Source organism: Micromonospora sp. NPDC048843, from assembly GCF_040649965.1.
Lineage (GTDB): Bacteria > Actinomycetota > Actinomycetes > Mycobacteriales > Micromonosporaceae > Micromonospora > Micromonospora hortensis.
The window spans coordinates 15,190-33,593 of record NZ_JBEZGJ010000023.1; the positions used below are offsets into that span (position 1 = coordinate 15,190).

At 70.9% G+C, this 18,404-nt stretch carries 16 protein-coding genes; 10 read left to right on the top strand and 6 right to left on the bottom strand.

Going from position 1 to position 18,404, the window contains the following annotated elements; genetic code table 11:
• Positions 1-95 precede the first annotated feature (95 nt).
• On the top strand, positions 96-482 hold the full coding sequence (locus AB0C20_RS08380) for a DUF2267 domain-containing protein (RefSeq protein ID WP_357180496.1): 387 nt from the start codon (positions 96-98) through the stop codon (positions 480-482).
• Between the two features lie 171 nt (positions 483-653).
• Positions 654-1,613: a hypothetical protein gene (locus tag AB0C20_RS08385; protein WP_357180718.1), complete on the top strand. Its 960-nt coding sequence runs from the start codon at positions 654-656 to the stop codon at positions 1,611-1,613.
• Positions 1,614-1,688: 75 nt separating this feature from the next.
• Here the strand turns inward: AB0C20_RS08385 and AB0C20_RS08390 are convergent, their stop codons facing one another.
• The gene (locus tag AB0C20_RS08390; RefSeq protein ID WP_357567642.1) at positions 1,689-4,094 is read right to left on the bottom strand and encodes a ricin-type beta-trefoil lectin domain protein; all 2,406 of its coding nucleotides are present in this window, start codon (positions 4,092-4,094) and stop codon (positions 1,689-1,691) included.
• Between the two features lie 248 nt (positions 4,095-4,342).
• Entirely contained in the window at positions 4,343-5,209 is an 867-nt protein-coding gene (locus tag AB0C20_RS08395; RefSeq protein WP_357180501.1) for a copper resistance protein CopC, read from the bottom strand.
• A gap of 103 nt (positions 5,210-5,312) precedes the next feature.
• Here AB0C20_RS08395 and AB0C20_RS08400 point away from each other — a divergent pair, with 103 nt between their 5' ends.
• From AB0C20_RS08400 to AB0C20_RS08410, 3 genes are read left to right on the top strand one after another with little or no spacing between them, the layout of a single operon-like run.
• Entirely contained in the window at positions 5,313-5,789 is a 477-nt protein-coding gene (locus AB0C20_RS08400) for a hypothetical protein (protein WP_357180504.1), read from the top strand.
• Positions 5,790-5,794: 5 nt separating this feature from the next.
• A complete protein-coding gene (locus tag AB0C20_RS08405; RefSeq protein ID WP_357180507.1) occupies positions 5,795-7,135 on the top strand; it encodes a hypothetical protein in 1,341 nt (446 codons plus the stop codon).
• A gap of 37 nt (positions 7,136-7,172) precedes the next feature.
• Complete coding sequence (locus tag AB0C20_RS08410) at positions 7,173-7,940, top strand: nucleotidyltransferase domain-containing protein (RefSeq protein ID WP_357180510.1); 768 nt, start codon at positions 7,173-7,175, stop codon at positions 7,938-7,940.
• Between the two features lie 35 nt (positions 7,941-7,975).
• Here AB0C20_RS08410 and AB0C20_RS08415 read toward each other — a convergent pair whose 3' ends face one another.
• From AB0C20_RS08415 to AB0C20_RS08425, 3 genes are all read right to left on the bottom strand, one after another.
• The gene (locus AB0C20_RS08415) at positions 7,976-9,370 is read right to left on the bottom strand and encodes an FAD-dependent oxidoreductase (protein ID WP_357180513.1); all 1,395 of its coding nucleotides are present in this window, start codon (positions 9,368-9,370) and stop codon (positions 7,976-7,978) included.
• Positions 9,371-9,603: 233 nt separating this feature from the next.
• On the bottom strand, positions 9,604-11,316 hold the full coding sequence (locus AB0C20_RS08420) for a hypothetical protein (RefSeq protein ID WP_357180516.1): 1,713 nt from the start codon (positions 11,314-11,316) through the stop codon (positions 9,604-9,606).
• A 247-nt stretch (positions 11,317-11,563) separates the two neighbouring features.
• Positions 11,564-13,138, bottom strand: a complete 1,575-nt coding sequence (locus AB0C20_RS08425; RefSeq protein WP_357567643.1) for a bifunctional NAD(P)/FAD-dependent oxidoreductase/class I SAM-dependent methyltransferase — start codon at positions 13,136-13,138, stop codon at positions 11,564-11,566.
• 76 nt (positions 13,139-13,214) lie between these two features.
• On the opposite strand from AB0C20_RS08425, the gene AB0C20_RS08430 reads away from it, so the two are divergent.
• Positions 13,215-13,811, top strand: a complete 597-nt coding sequence (locus AB0C20_RS08430; protein ID WP_357180522.1) for a helix-turn-helix domain-containing protein — start codon at positions 13,215-13,217, stop codon at positions 13,809-13,811.
• A 17-nt stretch (positions 13,812-13,828) separates the two neighbouring features.
• Here AB0C20_RS08430 and argJ read toward each other — a convergent pair whose 3' ends face one another.
• Positions 13,829-14,977 (bottom strand): bifunctional glutamate N-acetyltransferase/amino-acid acetyltransferase ArgJ, encoded by a 1,149-nt coding sequence (argJ, locus tag AB0C20_RS08435; protein WP_357567644.1) that lies wholly within the window; start codon positions 14,975-14,977, stop codon positions 13,829-13,831.
• On the opposite strand from argJ, the gene AB0C20_RS08440 reads away from it, so the two are divergent.
• The 4 genes from AB0C20_RS08440 to AB0C20_RS08455 all read left to right on the top strand — a co-directional run bounded on the left by AB0C20_RS08440 (position 14,976) and on the right by AB0C20_RS08455 (position 18,245).
• A complete protein-coding gene (locus AB0C20_RS08440) occupies positions 14,976-15,341 on the top strand; it encodes a hypothetical protein (protein WP_357567645.1) in 366 nt (121 codons plus the stop codon). The genes argJ and AB0C20_RS08440 overlap by 2 nt on opposite strands.
• Positions 15,342-15,399: 58 nt before the next feature.
• Entirely contained in the window at positions 15,400-16,239 is an 840-nt protein-coding gene (locus AB0C20_RS08445; RefSeq protein ID WP_357180528.1) for an alpha/beta hydrolase, read from the top strand.
• 107 nt (positions 16,240-16,346) lie between these two features.
• Entirely contained in the window at positions 16,347-17,051 is a 705-nt protein-coding gene (locus AB0C20_RS08450; RefSeq protein ID WP_357180531.1) for an HAD family hydrolase, read from the top strand.
• 723 nt (positions 17,052-17,774) lie between these two features.
• Positions 17,775-18,245 (top strand): Imm26 family immunity protein, encoded by a 471-nt coding sequence (locus AB0C20_RS08455; RefSeq protein WP_357180534.1) that lies wholly within the window; start codon positions 17,775-17,777, stop codon positions 18,243-18,245.
• Positions 18,246-18,404 lie beyond the last annotated feature (159 nt).

An 18,404-nucleotide genomic window follows, 5' to 3' on the forward strand; every position in this document is an offset into this window, starting at 1 on the left:
CGGAGCAACCAGCAGAACCATCCAGGCTGCGGCTGCCTGGTTTGCTGCCGGTGGGCCCGGGTAGCCACGCGTTTCCGACAGCGAAGGGCGGGGGCATGGCCGAGCTGGCGTTCGTCGACAAGGTTGCGGCACGGGCGGGTCTCCCGCCGGAGCAGGCGCGCTCGCTCACCGAGGCGGTCCTGCGGACCCTCACCGAGAGGCTCAGTGGTGGGGAGGCGGGCGCGTTGGCCCCCCACCTGGCCGACGAGCTGAGCCCGCTGCTGGTCAAGGCCGCCGAGCCGCCGGAATCGTTCGGCTACGACGAGTTCCTGCGCCGGGTGGCCGATCGCGCCGGGATCGACGGCGCGGCCGCCGAGCGGGGCACCCGCGCGGTGCTCCAGACGATGCACCGGGTGGTCGGGCACCGGGAGTTCGAGGACGCCCTGGCCCAACTCCCGGCGGACCTGCGGGCACTGGCGCAACCGCTGCCGCACGGCCCCTGACCAACGCCCACCGCCGCGCGCCTCGGGCGTCGGTGACCGTTCGGTCAGTGGCGTGCCGCCACGGCACCGGATCTACTGTGCGTTACCGATCGAACGCACAGTGGTGGTGGCCCCGCGCCCGTCCGCCGGGTCGTCGCCGCTCCGATCCGAGGAGCGTCCCCCTTGGCGTCCATGGTGTCCCCACGTCCCCTGCTGACCGCGGCGACGACAGTCGTCGCGCTGATCACCCTCGCTCCCGCTCCCGCCACCGCGTCCCCGCACAGCTATCGGGTCGTCGACCTCGGCACCCTGAGCGGGGGTGACGGCGCTGCGACGGCGATGAACGACCGCGGCGACATCGTCGGCTGGAGCACCGTCGCCAGCGGAGCCCGGCACGCCGTGCTCTGGCGCCACGGTGTCATCACCGACCTGGGCGTGCTGCCGGGCGACACGGATTCCAGCGCCGTGGACGTCAACGAGTTCGGTGACGTGGCGATCACCTCCTTCGGCTCGGACTACCTGACCCGCGCGGTGCTCTGGCGCGACGGTCAGCTCCACGACCTGGGCACCCTGGGCGGGGAGAACAGTGTGGCGATCGGCGTCAACGACCGGCGGCAGGTGCTCGGCACCAGCGAACCGGCCGGCGAGATGCCGCACCGCTTCCTGTGGCGCGACGGTGTCTTCACCGACCTGGGCCTGGAGTACTTCTACGAGTTCACCGCCGACTTCAACAACGCGGGCGACGTGGTGGGCGGGTTCAACGTGCCGCCGCAGGACTACCCGTGCACCTGCGTCGGCGGTCTCCTGCGCAACGGCGTCTTCACCCAGATCGGCAGCGAGGCCATCGGGGTCAACAACCGGGGCCAGGTGGTGGGTGCGGCGAACGGGCGGGCTTTCCGCTGGCAGAACGGGACACTGACCGACCTCGGCACGCTCGGTGGCGACTGGAGCCGAGCCACCGCGATAAACGACCGGGGCGACGTGGTGGGCCAGAGCACCACCACCGCCGCGTGGCGCCCGTTCCTCTGGCGCAACGGAGTGATGACCGACCTGACCACCCGGGGCGTGTGGGAGACCGACTCGATCGTGGACATCAACATTCGGGGCCAGCTCGTCGGCGCCCGGGGGAACCGGCCGGTGCTGTTCCGCTGAGCGGCGTTCCTCGCACCACGGACTTGGCGGGGTGCGGCCTGACCCGCCGGTCAGGCCGCACCCCTTCGCCCGAGGTCAGCCGATTACCCCGCTGCTGACCACCCACTTCTGGTGTGCGCCGCCCGCGTACGTGCCGAGCTGGATCTGGGTGCGGTCGGCGCTGCTACCGCCGGCGGCCTCCATGATCTTGCCGGACTGCGGGTTGCGGATCGACCCGTCCGCCTGCGGCTGCCAGACCTGCGCGCCGGTGCCGTTGCAGGTCCAGAGCTGGACCTTCGTGCCGTTGGCGGTGCCGGCGTTGTCGATGTCCAGGCACTTGCCCAGCACCCGGTACGTGTCGCCGACCTTCGTCCACGACTGCGCGGCGGTGCCGTTGCAGGTCCACAGCTGGATCTTTGTGCCGTCGGCGGTGCCCGAGTTGTCGACGTCCAGGCACTTGCCGCCGACGCCGGTGATGGTGCCGCCGGTCGGTGGCGGGGGACTGCCCGGGATCGAGTTGAGCGTGTACCACGCCTCGGTGCTCCACAGAGACTCGCCGCTGGTGGAGGTGAACGGGCGCGGCGAGCGCAGGTGCACCACACGGCCGGCCTTGCGACCGGGCACCGTGAGGGTGACCTTCTTGCCGTCCGCCGACAGGGTGGCCGACGTGACGGTCAGCGTCTCCTCGTCGATCTTCGGACCGCCGTAGTTCGACGTCGCCACGTACCTCCACTGCTTGAGCTTGTAACGCGCGGCCAGCTCGGCGGCGGTCGCCGTCGACACCGGCTGGGTGTACTCCACCTCGAAGCCGGTCGTGGTGGCGCGCATCGCGAGCATCTCGAACGTGGTGGCGGTGTTAGGGGTGAGCTTCTGCAGGCCGTACGACAGCTTGCCGGTCTGGCCCCAGTTGCCGCCCGCGCCGAGCCCACCGACGTAGATCGCGCCGTCCGGGCCGACGTTGACCTCGGAGACGCCCGCCTCCAGGCCCTGGGTGAGTCGGAACAGCGCGCCCTGGTACTCGCCGTTGACCTTCTCCACGTTCGCCCGTTGCAGGCCGCCGTAGGTGACGTCACCGATGACGAACTGGCCGGCGTAGCGACCGCTGGTCAGGTAGAGCGGCGTGCTGGGCGAGTTGGCGATCTCGTTCTGCGGCATCCAGAGCACCGGCTGCGTGACCGGTGCGGTGTCGAACGGACCCGCCGGGTTCGTGAAGTGGTTGAAGAATCGGCCCTGCTTGACGTGCACCAGCTTCGACGAGGGTAGCCAGCCACCCTGGTTGTCGGTGACGAAGATGCCGCCCTCCGGGCCCCAGCCGATGCCGTGCGGCGTCCGCAGGCCGCCGGCGACGTAGCTGACCGCGCCGGTGTCCTTGTTGACCTTGAGGGTGGTGCCGCGGTTGGTGGCGGGTTGCGGGTTGGTGGTGGCGCCGCCGGAGTTGATCGACACCGACAGGTTCAGGTAGAAAAACCCGTCCTGGTAGAGCAGGCCGAACGCGAACTCGTGGAAGTTGCCGCCGTACGGCCAGGTGGCGACGGTCTCCAGACGCTCGGCCACCTCGTCACCGCCGGTGTTCACCAGACGGGTCAGCCGCTGCTTCTCGGTCACGTAGACCACCCCGTCGACGACCTTGAGCCCCATCGGTTCCTTGAGGCCGCCGGCGATCTTCTTGGTGGTCACGTTGCCCGGGGTCGTCGACCCACCGGTGTTGCCGAGGATCCAGACCTCGCCGTCCTGCGAGCTGCCGGACTGGTCGCTGCCGCCCCAGGTGCTGATGACCAGCCGGCCGTCGGCCAGCCAGTCCATGCCGGTGACCTTCGGCTGGAAGCCGCTGGGCCGCAGGTTGGTCACTGTGTAGCCGGGGTGCACGCCGGTCAGCGGCAGGCCGTCGCCGGGGGTGTCGGAGACACCCTCGCACTCCTTGCGTCCGGGTGCTGTCACCCGGACCACGCCGGCGTCGGTGCTCAGCGCCGAGTTCGGTACGACCACGAAGGTCGACGAACCGGGGGTCTTCCACTCCAGGGTGATCTGCTGCCCGCCCCCACGCTCGAAGTGGTCGATGCGTAGCGGGTGCAGGCCGGCGGTGAGGGTGACTGTGCCCTCCTTTGGCGGCGTCGCGCCGTGCAGCCCGTCGTGGTTGATCACCACGGCGGTGTCGATCGACAGCTTGGAGCCGTCGTCGCTGCTGAGCCGGAAGGTGTAGCTGCCGGCCTGGGTGGTGGTGATGTTGCCGAGCACCTGCGAGACGAAGTTGTCCTCGAAGCCGAAGTCGGCCGCCGAGGTCCAGTTGATGGTGGACATCAGCTTGTCCACGTTGGGGGTCTGGGCGGGCTTGAGGGTGCACAACTCGGACAGCGGCACCTGCACGTCGAAGACGCGCAGCGTGACGCCCGGTTCCTGCGCGGGGGCGGCGTTGGCGGGGACGGCCCAGAGACCGGCGGCGAGGACGAGTGTCAGCGCACCCAGGACGGGATGGTGGAGTCGGCGTAGCAGGCGTGTGCCCATCGTTCCTCCAGGAGGCAGTGGAGTGTCCGACGGCCGGCGTGGATCAGTGGTGAGGATGACCGTCGGCCCGGCTCCGTAACGTCCTCGACGCCGACGAGTGACATTGCGGAAACACCGGGTGGATGGCTCGGAACATTAAGGCGTTTCGATTGGAGTGTCCATGGCTTCGCCTCGATACATCAAAAGTTCCCAATGTCCGTGCGAAAGTTCGCGATAATACGCGAAGAATGCCCGACTATGGCGACCGTCTACCGCCGTCCGCGCCGCGGCGGGCCACCGCTCCGATTGCCGGTCTTCCGAGTCGGGTTGGCGGACTTGCGGGTTGCGGCTCCGCCTCGGCCCGCGCCGCCGGCGGGCCGACGGTCCCCAGTAGATGCTCCGCGCGCTGCGGGCCGACGGCGGGCCGCCACCAGCACGATCGCCGAGACCACGACGACGATCAGGGCCGGGACCAACCAGGCCGGGAATCCGCCGTCACTCTGTTCCTCGGTGGCGCCAGCCGGGTCGCTCGCCGGGTCGCCGGTGGCGTCCGCCGGGGCGCCGGTCGCCCCCGGGCTGGCCGAGCCCTCGCCCTCGGCCTGGGCGAGCAGCGCCGGATCCGGCCCCGCCGTCGGCGCCGACCAGCCAGCCGGAGCCGGCGTGCCCGGGCCCTGGTAGTCGAAGGTCACCTCGCCCCGCACCGCCTCACCGTCAGAGGCGACCGAGAGGTAGCTGGCGGTGTAGCGGCCCTTCGCCGGCCAGTGCGCGACGGTCACCATGGCCGGGAAGCCGGTGTGGTAGAGCCGTGGCTCGAACACGCCGTTGACCATGAAGTACTCGGTGACCGGCTTGTCCAGTCGCTTCGGCTCACCGTAGGACCACCCGTTGTCCACCCGCGACCCGTCCGGACCGCTGATGGCGAAGTGCGCGTTGGACGCCGGCTTCTCGGTGAAGTACAACGCCAACTGAGTCAGTGGCTCGCGTACGACGGTGCCCTTCAGCGGGGTGGAGGTCGCCAGTTGGCCGTGCGCGGACGCCGGGGCGACCGGCAGCAGCAGCGACACCACCAGTGTCGCCGCCAGCGCCGCCACGACACGGCTCAGAACCTCACGCACAGTGACCAGCTTCGATCGCATTCGTTCATCATGGTCATTTCCCCCGCACCGAACAAGACGTAGAGTTCTCCTCCCCGACGATCAACCCGACACCCGTCCCCCTCGCGTCGTTCGGAGTCCGCCCGTGTTCGTCAGTACCCCCGCCGCCCGGACCGCCGCCACCCTCGCCGCCGCGACCCTCGGCGCCCTGCTCCTCGCCGGTTGCGGGCAGGACGACGACCCCTCGGTGGCGACCCCCTCGTCGGCGCCCACGTCCGTCGGCCCGTCGAGCGCCACCCCCACCGCGCCGACCCCGACGGCCACCAGCACGCCCAGCGCCTCCGCCAGCACCGCCGCGGTGGACCAACAGATCACCGTGACGATCGCGAAGAAGCGGGTCGATCCGCCAACCGGGCGGGTCACCGTCAGTAAGGGCCAGCTGGTCCGGATCACCGTCACCTCCGACGTGGCCGACGAGTTGCACGTGCACGGCTACGACCTGGGTGCCCGGCTGCCGGCCGGCACGCCCGGCTCGGTGGAGTTCCGCGCCGACAAGACCGGGCTGTTCGAGGTGGAGACGCACGAATCCGAGCTGGTGCTCTTCCAGCTCGTCGTCCGCTGAACGAGATGACTGCCGCTCCCACGCTGCTGGCACACGGCGTCGGCGGTCGCCAGGACCTGCCGATCACGCTCCCGCAGCTCGTCGTCGCCGCCGCGCTGACCCTCGTCGTCACGTTCGTGGCCCTGGGCCTGCTCTGGCGCGAACCCCGGCTCGACCGGGACGCCACCGGCGGTCGCCCGGTGCCGCGCTGGCTCGCCCGACTCGTCGACGCGCCCGCGTTCCGGTGGGCCCTGCGCGGGCTCGGCCTGTTCGCCGCCGCCTGGTTCTGCCTCGGTCTGCTGGGCGGGCGCGACACCGCTGACAACCCGACCGCCGGCGCGCTCTACGTGCTGCTCTGGGTCGGGCTGGCCCCGCTGTCGCTGCTGCTCGGCCCGATCTGGCGGGCGGTCAACCCGCTGCGCACCGTGCACCTGCTCACGGCGCTGGCGGCGCGGCGCGACCCGAACCGTGGGCTCCGTGAGCTGCCCGACAGCGTCGGTTGGTGGCCGGCCGCAGCCACAGTGTTCGGGTTCGTCTGGCTGGAACTGGTCGCCCCCGACCGGGCCACCCTGCCGGTCATCACCGCCTGGCTGGTCGGGTACGCGGTGGTCCTGCTGGCCGGCGCTGTGCTGTTCGGCGCCGGCTGGTTCGACAACGCCGACCCGTTCGAGGCGTACAGCACACTGATCGGTCAACTCGCCCCGCTCGGCCGGGCCGCCGACGGCGTGCTGGTCTGGCGCAACCCGCTCGACGGGATCGCCGGCCTGCGACCCCGCCCCGGGCTGGTCGCCGTGGTGATCGTGCTGCTCGGCTCGACCATGTACGACAGCCTCTCCAACGCGCCGGGCTGGTTGCGCTTCAGCCAGGAGAACGGCCTGCACCCGGCGGTCACCGGCAGCGCCGGTCTGAGCCTCGTCATCGCCGCCGTCGCGGTGGCGTATCTCGCCGCCACCGGTGCCGCGGCGCGCATCGGTCGCGCCGACGCGGCCGAGGCCCGTGGGGTGCCGGGCGAGATCGCCCACTCCATCGTGCCGATCGCAGTGGGGTACGTGGTCGCGCACTACTACTCGCTGCTGATCCTGGAGGGCCAGCGCACCGTCGCGTTGCTCTCCGACCCCCTGGGCACCGGCGCCAACTGGCTCGGCACCGCCGACTGGGAGCCGCGGACCGCGCTGATCACGCCGTCCGGGGTCGCGACCCTCCAGATCACCGTCATCATCCTCGGGCACCTGCTCGGCACGCTGCTCGCCCACGACCGTGCCCTGTACCTGTTCCCCCGGGCCCGAGCGGTGGCCGGCCAACTACCCCTGCTGGCGCTGATGGTCGCCTACACCGTCGCCGGTCTGCTGCTGCTCTACGCGGGGTAGTCCCGCCCGGGCTCCGACCCGTGCGTCATGATGGCCCGTGGACTCCGATCTCCAGCGCTACCTCGACGACCTGGTCAGCACCGCCCGGGACGTGCTCGGCGACGACCTGGTCGGCGCGTACGCGGCCGGCTCGGTGGGGCTCGGGGCGTACCAGCCCGGCCGCAGCGACGTGGACGTGGCGCTGCTCAGCGCCGGGCCGCTCACCGACACCGCCAAGCGGACGTTGGTCGCCCGGCTGCGGCACGAGGCGCTGCCCTGCCCCGCACGCGGACTGGAGTTGGTCGTCTACGACCGGGCGGTGGCCGCCTCCGGCACCCCGGAGCCCGGCTTCGAGGTCGAACTGAACACCGGGGCCGGCATGCCGTACCGGCGCACCCTCGACCCCGCCGACCGCCCGGCCGCCGACGGCCGATTCTGGTACGGCCTCGATCGCAGCATCCTGCACCAGAGTGGACTCCCACTGCTCGGCCCGCCGGCCGGAGAGGCCTTCACCGACCTCGCCCCGGCCGACCTGCGCCGGCTGCTCCTCGAGGCGGCGTCCTGGTGGCTCGCCCTGCCCACACCGCCGGCCGACCAACCCGCGCCCGGCGCCGAGGACGCCGTACTCGGCGCCTGCCGGTCACTGGTGCGCCACCGCGACGGCGTCTGGCTCGCGAAGGTGGCCGCCGGGCAGCGGCTGATCGACGCCGGCGACCCGGCCGAGGTGATCCGTCAAGCGGTCGCCGCGCGACACGGCGGGCCGCCGCCCACCGGTGCGCAGGCCCGGGCCTTCCAACGGCGGGTACGCGACGAGATCGCCGGGTAGTCGTTTCGCCGCTGCGGGGGCAGGCCTCGCGGCGCTCAGCGGACCGGGCTGGACTTCAGCGAGGCGAAGAGCAGGTTGAGACCCTCGGTCATGGTCGGGTGGGTGATGATCGCGTCCCGCAGGGCGGTCCACGGCATCCCGGCGAGCATAGCCAGCTGCACCGAGGTGATCACCTCACCGGCCTCAGCGCCGAGCAGCGCCGCGCCGAGTATCCGGTCGGTACTGGTGTCGATGACCGCCTTCCACATGCCCTGGGTCTGGCGCAGGGTGCGTGCCCGGGGGATGGCGGCGACCGGCAGATGGGCGACCTGGATGTCGTACCCGGCGCGGCGCGCCTCGGTTTCGGTCAGCCCGATCCGCGCCAGCTCCGGGGTGGTGAAGACGGTGTACGGGATCAGCCGGTCGGCGGTGCTGCGCTGGCCACCCGCGAGGTTCGCCCGGATGATCCGGTAGTCGTCCAGCGAGACGTGGGTGAACTGCGGGCTGCCGGCGACGTCCCCGGCCGCCCAGGTGCGCTCGGCGCTGGTGCGCAGGTGCTCGTCGACCTCCACGAAGCCCCGCTCGCTGAGCCGTACGCCGGCCACGTCCAGGCCGAGCCCGTCGGTGACCGGTTCCCGCCCGGCCGCCACCAGCACGTCGTCCCCGATCACCACGCTGCCGTCGTCCAGCGTCACCCGGAGCGAGCCGTCGGCCTCCCGGTCGACCCGCGCGACGGCGACACCCACCCGTACGTCGATGCCGTCATCGAGGAAGACGCGCATCACCGCGTCGCTGACGTCGGGGTCCTCGCGGGTGAGCAGCCGTGGACCACCCTCCACCAGTGTCACAGCGCTGCCGAACAGCGCGAACATCTGCGCGAACTCCACCCCGACGGTGCCGCCGCCGAGCACCACCAGCCGGGCCGGCAGCCGGTCCAGGTGTAGCAACTCGTCGCTGGTGAGCACCCCGGCCTCGGCCATCCCGGGCACCGACGGCAGATGGGGGCGGGTGCCCGTGTTGATCACCACGTCGCTGCCACACAGCAGTCGCTCGCCGCCGTCGGCGAGTGCCACCCGTACGGTTCGAGGCCCGACGAACTGGGCCTCGCCGATCACCAGGTGCAGGCCGGAGTCGAGGAACTGCTGCCGATTGGCGGCGACCATCCCCTCGACCACGTCCTGCTTGTGCGCGCGCAACAGGTCGATGTCGACCCGGCCGCCCTCCACCGTCAGGCCGAGCGCCGACGCGTCCCGCAGCTGGCGGGCGGCCCGCGCGCTGGTCACCAGCGCCTTCGTCGGGATGCACGCGACGTTGATGCAGCTGCCGCCGATCATGCCTCGCTCGACCATGGCGACCCGCTGCCCGGATCGGGCGACGTCCATGCTCAACGTCTTGCCGGCCTTGCCGCCACCGACGACGAGCAGGTCGAACTCCTCCGGTTGGTCGGTCACCGGGCGCTCCTCTCGGTCACCGGCCAGGCCGGCGGCCACCGCTGGTACGCGGCGGCCAGCCCAGCCTGCCAGCTCAACCAGTCACGGCGACCCGGTTCCGCGCAGAATCGCCCGGGCCGCCCCCATGCCGCGATCTTGCACTTACTGTCGCGACGTAGGGGGCATTCCGCGCATCCCGGCGACCGAAACTGCAAGATCGGCGGGGCGGGGTGTGGAAGCGACCGCGGCTGAGGTCAGTGCCGGGCGGCGCCGTTCTCGCTGACCGGCTGCCCGAAGGCCAGGAACGGCACGGGTGTCGGTGCGTCAGTGCCGATGTGCCGAGGGAAGGTTCGCTCGGCGTCGTCGGCGCCAACTTCTCGGGCCACCGTGGGTTCGGACGTCGTCGGCTCGTCCGCCACCGCCGGTGCGTCCGCATGCTCGTCGTTCGCCTGCTCCGCCGGGGACCGGTCGCCAGTGGCCTGTCCTACCGGGGTGAGGTCGGCGTAGCCGTTCTGGACCGGGCTCCGGTCGGCAGGCGCGGCGTTGAGCGGGGCGCGGTCGACGGCGGCGCGATCGGCGTCCGCGTCGTCCACGGCGGGGCGCTCGACGGGGTACCGGTCGACGCCGACGCGGTCGACGGTGAGCCGCTCGACGCCTACCCGCTCCGGGGCGGGCCGGTCAGCGCTGGAGCGGGAACCCACCATCGGGTACTCAGCGGTCTCCGTACCGCCGGCTGCCGCGGCCATGACCGCGGCGGCGGCCAGGTCGGCCACCCGCTTCGCCTCCCGCTGTACGCGGGCGCGGACCTCCTTGGCGTGCCGCTCGGCGGAGTCCCCGGCACGCCGGGCCTCGTCCAACCGGGCACTCTCGGCGGTCAGGTCCCGACGGACCTCACTGAGTCGCTGCTGCATTCGGGACAGCTCGTTCTCCAGCGTCTCGCCCTCCTGGCGGATCTCGGCGAGCTGCTGGCGGCCGGTGTCCAGCTCGGCGTTCAGGTCGGCGGCCTCCTGCCGGCGCTCCTCAAGCTCCTTCTGCAGGGCGGCGAGTTGCTGCTGATGGCTGGCGGCCTGCTCGTCGGCGCGGTTGCGCAGCTCGGTCACGTGCTGCTGCGCCTCGGCCAGCAGCGCGGCGATCTGCTGCTCGGTCGCGCTGCGCTCCTCGGCCAGCTCCTGCTCGGCGGCGGCCTGCTGTTCGGCGATGTCCTGCTCGGCGGCGGTACGCCGTTCGTTGACTTCCCGCTCCACTGTGGCCTGCCACTGGGCCATCTCCTGCTGGTGCTTGGAGCGGGTCGACTGGAGTTCCTGCTGGATCTGGGTACGGGCCGACTTCATCAGCGCGTCGGCGGCCACCCGGGTCTGGTTGAGCTGCTGCGCGCTCTGCTCGGTGATCCGCTTGGCTTCGTGCTGGGCGCGTTCGTGCGCGGCCTCACCGTCGGCCCGCAACTGCTCGGCGTGCTCGCGGATCGCTGTCAGTTCGGCTTCGGCGTGGGTGCGCCGTTCCTCGTGCGCCTGCTCCTGCTCGGTCCGCCGGGCGGCCAGCTCCTCGGCCAGATCCTGACGTGCCTGCGCGGCCCGCTCACGGGTGTCGGCGAGGATCCGCTCGGACTCGCTGCGCAGCTCGTTGGCCCGGTCGGTGGCCGACTCGGTGATGATGCCGGCCTGCTTTTCGGCGAGCGCCATGATCTCGCCGACCATCGGGCCCAGATCGTGGAACGAAGCGCGGTCCACCTGCACGGGTTGCTCCTGAAGCTCGGCCAGTTCGGCGCGCAGCCGCTGCACCTCGGCGGTCAGTTCACGGACGCGGACGGCGGAGCGCCCGTGCTCTCCGCTCAGCATCGCTATCTGGCCGTCGAGCTGCTCCAGGTGCCGGTCCACCTGGCGTTTGTCGTATCCGCGCAGGGCGAGCTCGAAGCTCGGCCGGGAGGCCGCATCGTCGCGTGCTGCGTGCGGCTCAGCGCCGATGGACATGCACCATCCTCCGTACGATCGGGGCGTCAGGGTCGGCTGTCGCCTGCCCCACGGGCCGTCAGTGTGGCGCAACGCTACCGCCGAGCGGACCTCATGCGAAGTCCTGCCCCACCACCTCTCACGTTGCCGCCCCGCGTTCCCCCGTTCCCGCGCCGATCATGGACTCATGGTGCCGGAAAGATGGTGCTCCACCACCTTTGTCATCCACCACAACTCCATGATCGACGCAGGTCACCTCGGCGCGAGGTCAGCGTCGGCGGGCGACCAGGACGGCGTCGTGGTGGGTGATGTCCTCGCCGTTCTGGTTGGTGACGAGGCGGGAGCGTTCCTCCGCCGCCAGCACCTCCCAGTGGGCCGGCTCCAGATCGGCGGCCACGTCCTGAGCGGTGTACATCATGTCCGGCATGTGCATCCGGTGCGCCGACCCCCACAGATCCGACGGGTGGTGCCCGACGATCAGCAGGACACCGCCCGGTGCCACCGCCGCGGCCAGCCGGCCGAACAACTCCTTCCGCTGCGCCGGGGGCAGGTGCATGAACTGCGCGGACACCAGGTCGTACGCCTCCTCGGTGGGCGGCTTGTCCCGCAGGTCGGCGTGGGTGAACTCGATCCGGTCGCCCACGCCGGCGGCCTCGGCGTGGGCGGCGGCCCGGCTCAACGCCGTGCTGGAGATGTCCACCGCCGTCACCTGCCAGCCGCGCTCGGCCAACCACACCGCGTCGCCGCCCTCGCCGCTGCCCACGTCCAGCGCGCGCCCCGGGGCCAGGTCGGTGACCTCGGCGACCAGCTGCGCGTTCGGCCGGCCACTCCAGACCGACGGCCGGGACTGGTAGCGCTCCTCCCACGCCGGTTCCTCGAACGTCGTGGCCACCAACTGCCGGTACGCGGCCACCGCGTCGCGGGTGTCCTCGGCGATGAGATCGGCGTTGATCGCCGCCGCGGCGGCCAGGCCGGCCCCGGCGGAGGTGATCACCTGAGCGCGGATGTCGGCCACGTTGCCCGCCACCCAGACACCCGGGACGGTGGTCGCGCCGGTGGCGTCGGCGGGGATCTGGGCGCCGATGACGTGCTCGCCCATCATCACCTCCTCCGGGGCCAGACCGAGCCCCACCAGCACATCGGAGCGGGGCGTCAGTCGCGTCCCCACCACTATCGCGTCGAGCGCCACCACCCGGCCGTCGGCGAGCCGTACGCCGGTCAGCGCGTCGTCGGTCACCTCCACGGCGGCGATCGGGCCGGGCACCACAGCGATGCTGCGGGCGGCGAGCCGCTCGGCGGCCTCCGCGTCGGGTGCCGGGGCGTCGTGCAGGAGGAGCAGCACGCTGGAGCTCCACTGTCGCCACATCTCGGCCTGGTGCACGCTCAGCGGGCTGGTCGCCAGGATGCCGATCCGGCGGTCCCGAACCTCCCAGCCGTGGCAGTACGGGCAGTGCAGCACGTCGCGACCCCACCGCTCGGCCAGGCCGGGCACGTCGGGCAGTTCGTCGGTCAGACCGGTGGTCACCAGCAGCCGCCGGGCCCGCACCGAATCCCCGCCGTCAACGCTCAGCCGGAACCCGTCGTCGTCCCGGGTCGCGGCCTGCACCCGCCCGGTGCGGAACTGCCCGCCGTACCCGGCCACCTCGGCCCGTCCGATCGCGAGCAGCTCGCCCGGCGGCGTCCCCTCCCGGCCCAGGTAGTTGTGCACCCGGTCGGCCGGCGCGTTGCGCGGCTCACCGGAGTCGATCACCAGCACCGACCGTCGGGCCCGGCTCAGCGCCAGGGCTCCGCTGAGCCCTGCGGCGCCGCCACCCACCACCACCACGTCGTATGTCTCGTCCACCGGTATCTCCCTCTTGCTCTGTCGGCTGCGCCCACCATCCGTCGCCGTCGGCGGGGTGGCAACTATCCTTGCCGTTATGGCAAACGAGGACAGCGCCGCGCTGGCGGCCGTCGGCCCCCGGCTGCGTGCCCTGCGTCACCAACGCGGGACCACGCTGACCCAGCTCGCCGACCTGACCGGCATCTCGGTGAGCACCCTCTCCCGGCTGGAGTCCGGTAGTCGTCGCCCCACCCTGGAGTTACTGCTTCCGCTGGCGAGGGCCTACCAGGTGGCGCTGGACGAACTGGTCGACGCCCCCGCCACCGGCGACCCCCGGGTACGCCCCAAACCGATAGTCATCCACGGCGTGACGTACCTGCCGCTGACCCGCCGACCGGGCGGTGTCCAGGCGTTCAAGCAGATCTTCCCGCCGGACCCGTCCGCCGGGGGCCGAATCCCGCAGGCCCACGAGGGGTACGAGTGGCTCTACGTGCTCTCCGGCCGGCTACGCCTGCTGCTGGGTGACCGTGATCTGACGCTGACCCCGGGGGAGGTGGCCGAGTTCGACACCCGCATCCCGCACCTCTTCTTCAACCCCGGGCCCGGCACCGCCGAAGCCCTCAGTCTCTTCGGGCCGCAGGGGGAGCGGTTGCACGTCCGCGCCCGCCCGGCCAGACCCGACAAGCAGCCATAGCCCGGGTGCGTCGTCGCTCAGGTGGTGTAGTCAGCGTTGATCCGGATGTATCCGTCGGTCAGGTCGCACCCGTACACGGTGAAGGCGCCGGCGCCGATTCCCAGGTCGACCTCGATCACCACGTCGTCGCCTTCGAGGTGGCGCCGCAGCCGAACCAGGGTCTCCTCGGTGGCCTGTGTCGGATAGACCTCGATACCGCCGAAGCCGATCCGTACCCGTTGCTGGTCGATGTCTTCGTCGTCCTCGCACTTGCCGATCGCCATGGCGACCCGGCCCCAGTTCGGGTCCGCGCCGTGCACGGCTGTCTTCACCAGCGGCGAGTTGACGACGGCCTTGCCCACCCGCTTGGCCTGCTCGCCGTCCCGGGCACCGCTGACCCGGACCTCGATGAGCTTGCTGGCGCCCTCGCCGTCGCGGGCAACCATCCGCACCAGGTCCAGTGCGACGGTGTGCAACGCCTGTTCGAACTCGTCGAGATCGACGGGCCCGGCGAGACCGTTGGCGAAGACCGCCGCGGTGTCGCTGGTGGAGGTGTCGGTGTCGATGCTGACCGCGTTGAAGGTGCGAGCGATGACCGACCGGAACACCCGGTCCAGGTCGACCGGCTCGATGCGGGCGTCTGTACAGAAGAACGTCAACAGGGTCGCCATGTTCGGTTCGATCATGCCAACGCCCTTCGCGACGCCGACGATGCTTGCCGCTCCGCAGCTGACCCGCACTACCTTGGGTGTGGTGTCGGTGGTCATGATCGCCCGTGCGACCCGGTCGAAATCGGCAGGCGGAAAGGGCCACCGAAGCTCGGCCAGGCGCTGTCGCACCCTCGGCATCGGATACTGCTTCCCGATCACCCCGGTCGACGCGATGAGCAGCTCTTCGTCGTCCAGCCCGGCGGCGCGAGCCACTGTGGACCGAACCTCGCGGGCGTTCTCCAGCCCTTCCTTGCCGGTGGCCACGTTCGCGTTGCGGGAGAGCACCACGACGCCGCGGGCGGACGACGTCGACGCCGCCGAACGGCTGAGTACGACGCTGGGGCCGGCGAACCGGGAGCGGGTGAACACCGCGGCGCTGACCGCGGGCACCTCGGAGACCAGGGCGGTGAAGTCGTCCTCGTCCTCCTTGAGCCCGGCGTTCGCGACCACCGCGCGGAACCCCTGGGGAACGATCATGTACTGCTCCATCCTTCTCATCTCGGCCCGCTCCTGGGCCGCGAATGCCGCGGCGGACGACGTCAAGGCTCACACCAACTCGGACACCGGTGACCTGCGGTCACCGAAGCCGGAGCGGACCTCCGCGCGCCGGCACGGCGCAGGCCGAAGCCCATCGAAGGGCAGCCGCAGCGGCACGCCCTTCGTGACCCAAGGTATCAATGCGGTCGCTGTCCGACGGACGCCCGCCCGGCGCATCCCAGGGACGGTCCGCCGCTTCGTCAACTCCGGCCCCCGGCACCGCCGAGGCCTCAGCCTCTTCGGACGGCAGGGGGAGCGGCTGCACGTCCGGGCCCGCCCCGCCGCCGCGCAGGGAAAGGGGTGATCAAATAGGCAGGTCCGCGTCCGGTCCGCCCGGTCGACGTCGATGCGAGGATGGCCCGATGACCGATGCGGCATCCAAGCGCTGGAGCGACCGGATCGAGCACCGTGACATCATCGTCAACGAGGTGCCGGGCTTCCGCCCACTGACCTTGGATCTTGTCGTGCCGGTGGAGGCACCCCGACCCGTCCCGGTTCTGGTGTGGATCCACGGTGGCGCGTGGCTGTTCGGCTCGCCCAAGCAACCGGCGGACTGGCTCATGGAGGCGGACCCGTTCACCGCCGCCATCCGTGCCGGGTTCGCGGTCGCCTCCGCGCAGTACCGACTCAGCGGCGAGGCGCACTTTCCCGCTCAACTCGACGACGTCAAGGCGGCGGTGCGATGGCTGCGCCGACACGGCGACCAGGTGGGCGTGGACCGCGAGCGGATCGGGGTGTGGGGCGAGTCGGCCGGTGGACACCTGGCCTCGATGGTCGCGCTGACGGGGAACGACCAGGACGACAGTGACGTCCGGGCGGCGGTCTGCTGGTACGCGCCATCGAACCTGTTGACCATGCAGTCGCAGGCACACCCGTCCGGAACGATCGACCACGACGCGGCGGACTCGCCCGAGTCCCTTCTGATCGGCGCCCCGTTGGCCGACAACCCGGGGCTGGGCCGGGTAGCCAGTCCGATCACCTACGTCACCGACCAGGCCCCACCCATGCTGCTGATCCACGGCGACCAGGACGTGATCGTACCGGTCGGGCAGAGCGAGGAGCTTGCCGCGGCATTGACCGCGGTGGGGGCCGAGGTCGAGCTGTCGGTGGTGCCGGGCGCCGACCATTGTTTCGGCGGAGTGCCGCTGGAGCCGCTGATCCGCGGCAGCCTGGCGTTCTTCACCCGGATCCTGGCTGCCTGACGCACTGTCCTCGCCGGCATTGCTCATGCCGCTGGTTGGGCGGTGCGCGCTGGCGATACTCGACCGCTGTCAGTAGGCCGTCTGACCGATCTCAGTAGGATGCGCACGTGTCTCGGCCAGTGATCTTCGACCTCTTTCACACCCTGGTTCACGGCGCTGATGGCGAGCGTGACCGGGTAGTTGGCGAGATGGCGCTCATAGTCGGGGTGGCTCCGGCCGCGCTGGTCGCTGCGTACCACGCCACGTGGCGTGACCGGCTGGTCCGGTGGGACGTGGAGGAGACCGTCCGCATTCTCGCCGCACGCCTTGGCGGCAGGCCAACCGACGAACAGGTGATACGGGCCGGTGGACATCGACGAGCCCTCGCGCGCCGGGTGCTGGGCACTGTCTCGACCGCCACTCTGGACGTGCTCGACGCGCTGCGCGGTGACGGGCGCCCGCTAGCCCTCATCAGCAACGCCACCTCGGAGACCGCCGAGGCATGGCCGCAGAGTCCGCTTGCCCGCTGCTTCGACGTCGCGGTCTTCTCCTGCGAAGTCGGGCTGGCCAAGCCGAACCCGGCGATCTACCGCAATGCCGCTGAGCGGTTGGGCGTCGCGCCGGCCGAGTGCGTCTTCGTCGGTGACGGCGCAGACGGCGAGTTGGCCGGCGCGGCAGCGGTCGGTATGACAGCGCTTCGTACCACTGAGCACAACGACACCGACCCGAGCTGGGGCGGACGCGCGTTCGCTACCCTTGGCGACCTGCCCGCCCTGCTGCGCGAATCGGCCGGTCTAAGTTCCGCTTCGACGTTTGACGGCCGGGTTGAGTGACCAACTGGGTGACAACGGACGCGACCGCGGCCGGACGCCCATGGACGCTGATGATCCGTTCGGGCAGTTCGGCGCTGCTACTCGCGCAGCTCATCGCCGGGTGATCGCCCGCTCACACCGAAGACGTCCAGTGGCTCCACGTCGGTCCCGACGGACAACGGGCGCAGCCTGTCGTATCGCACGCCTCGACGTCCCAATGGATGTTGCCCGTCGCCGGGCAATCTTGTCGGCTGCACTCCGTCGAGTCACCCTCATGTAGGGTCACCGTTCCGAGACACGACGGAGCGGGCTCGACGCCATGCGGGAACCGCGCCACGGGCACCTTTCCGAGTGACTAGCTGAGTGACGATCGAGAAGCACAACGCTGGACGCGAGTGGACACTGGCGGACGATCTGGCCCAGCGCAGCGGACAGCAGCCGCAGGTCAGGGCGTCGTGATGGTTGCCTGGGGGTCAAGGAGTCGTCGGTTCGAAATCCGGCCGTCCCGACGCAGGTCAGAGGCCATTCGGAACCTTCCGGATGGCCATTTCTGATCTTGTAAAGCAGCGAAGTGCAGCAACGGCTCGCCTCAAGCCTTCCAGGGCGCTGGGAGGCGTCGAGCTGTTGCGGTGGGACGTCGGAAGACCCAGGGGGCGGTCTGAGACGATCCGCGGTGTGGAGCAGCCGTCGTTGGAACAGCGAGTGATCCGGAAGGCGCGAAAGAATCGCGCGCCTGGGCGAGTAGTGCGGATCGACCTGGGCGACGGTCGGTGGGCCTACGGTCGGCAACTGTGGTCGATCAACGCGGAGTTCTACGACCACGTCGACGCCACTGGGCAGGCTGCTGACCTTCTGGAACTGGTGGCGAAACCGGTCGCGTTCACGACCTGGGTGACAGACCGATGTCTCCAACGCAACGGCCGCTGGGTCCTGCTCGAAACGGTCCCGCTCCTGAAGCGGGAGCGGCAGCGCCTGGACGTCAAGTTCCGGCAGGACATGTTCAGTGGAGCGTTGAGCATCGCCTCCCGATCGCACCCTCCCTCGGTGTACTTCAGCGAACGGCCAGCCACAGTCGAGGACTGCGAGGGCCTCGAACGGGAAGCCATCTGGAGCCCCGAGCACATCGAGGACCGGCTGCGCGACCACTTCGACGACCGTCCGAACATGTGGGTGGAGTCGCTGCGCCCGAAGCCCTCACGCGGGGATCGTCTCTGATCAGCGCCGAACCGGGGCGGCGGATATGCCACTGCACCACCTGGCATGAGAAACCGAATGTCGATCATGTCAAGCATCTGGTGGGACGCAGATGTAAGGCGTCAGCCGGGACACGACAATAGTGCTGCCGGCAATGCCTGGTCTCGGATGATGTTTGAC

What these genes read in the sequence shown, in the direction of transcription:
- AB0C20_RS08380 (WP_357180496.1), top strand. Translation starts at nt 96, where the DNA reads ATGGCCGAGCTGGCGTTCGTCGACAAGGTTGCGGCACGGGCGGGTCTC.
- AB0C20_RS08385 (WP_357180718.1), top strand. Translation starts at nt 654, where the DNA reads ATGGTGTCCCCACGTCCCCTGCTGACCGCGGCGACGACAGTCGTCGCG.
- AB0C20_RS08390 (WP_357567642.1), bottom strand. Translation starts at nt 4,094, where the DNA reads ATGGGCACACGCCTGCTACGCCGACTCCACCATCCCGTCCTGGGTGCG.
- AB0C20_RS08395 (WP_357180501.1), bottom strand. Translation starts at nt 5,209, where the DNA reads ATGCGATCGAAGCTGGTCACTGTGCGTGAGGTTCTGAGCCGTGTCGTG.
- AB0C20_RS08405 (WP_357180507.1), top strand. Translation starts at nt 5,795, where the DNA reads ATGACTGCCGCTCCCACGCTGCTGGCACACGGCGTCGGCGGTCGCCAG.
- AB0C20_RS08420 (WP_357180516.1), bottom strand. Translation starts at nt 11,316, where the DNA reads ATGTCCATCGGCGCTGAGCCGCACGCAGCACGCGACGATGCGGCCTCC.
- AB0C20_RS08430 (WP_357180522.1), top strand. Translation starts at nt 13,215, where the DNA reads ATGGCAAACGAGGACAGCGCCGCGCTGGCGGCCGTCGGCCCCCGGCTG.
- AB0C20_RS08440 (WP_357567645.1), top strand. Translation starts at nt 14,976, where the DNA reads ATGTACTGCTCCATCCTTCTCATCTCGGCCCGCTCCTGGGCCGCGAAT.
- argJ (WP_357567644.1), bottom strand. Translation starts at nt 14,977, where the DNA reads ATGATCGTTCCCCAGGGGTTCCGCGCGGTGGTCGCGAACGCCGGGCTC.
- AB0C20_RS08445 (WP_357180528.1), top strand. Translation starts at nt 15,400, where the DNA reads ATGACCGATGCGGCATCCAAGCGCTGGAGCGACCGGATCGAGCACCGT.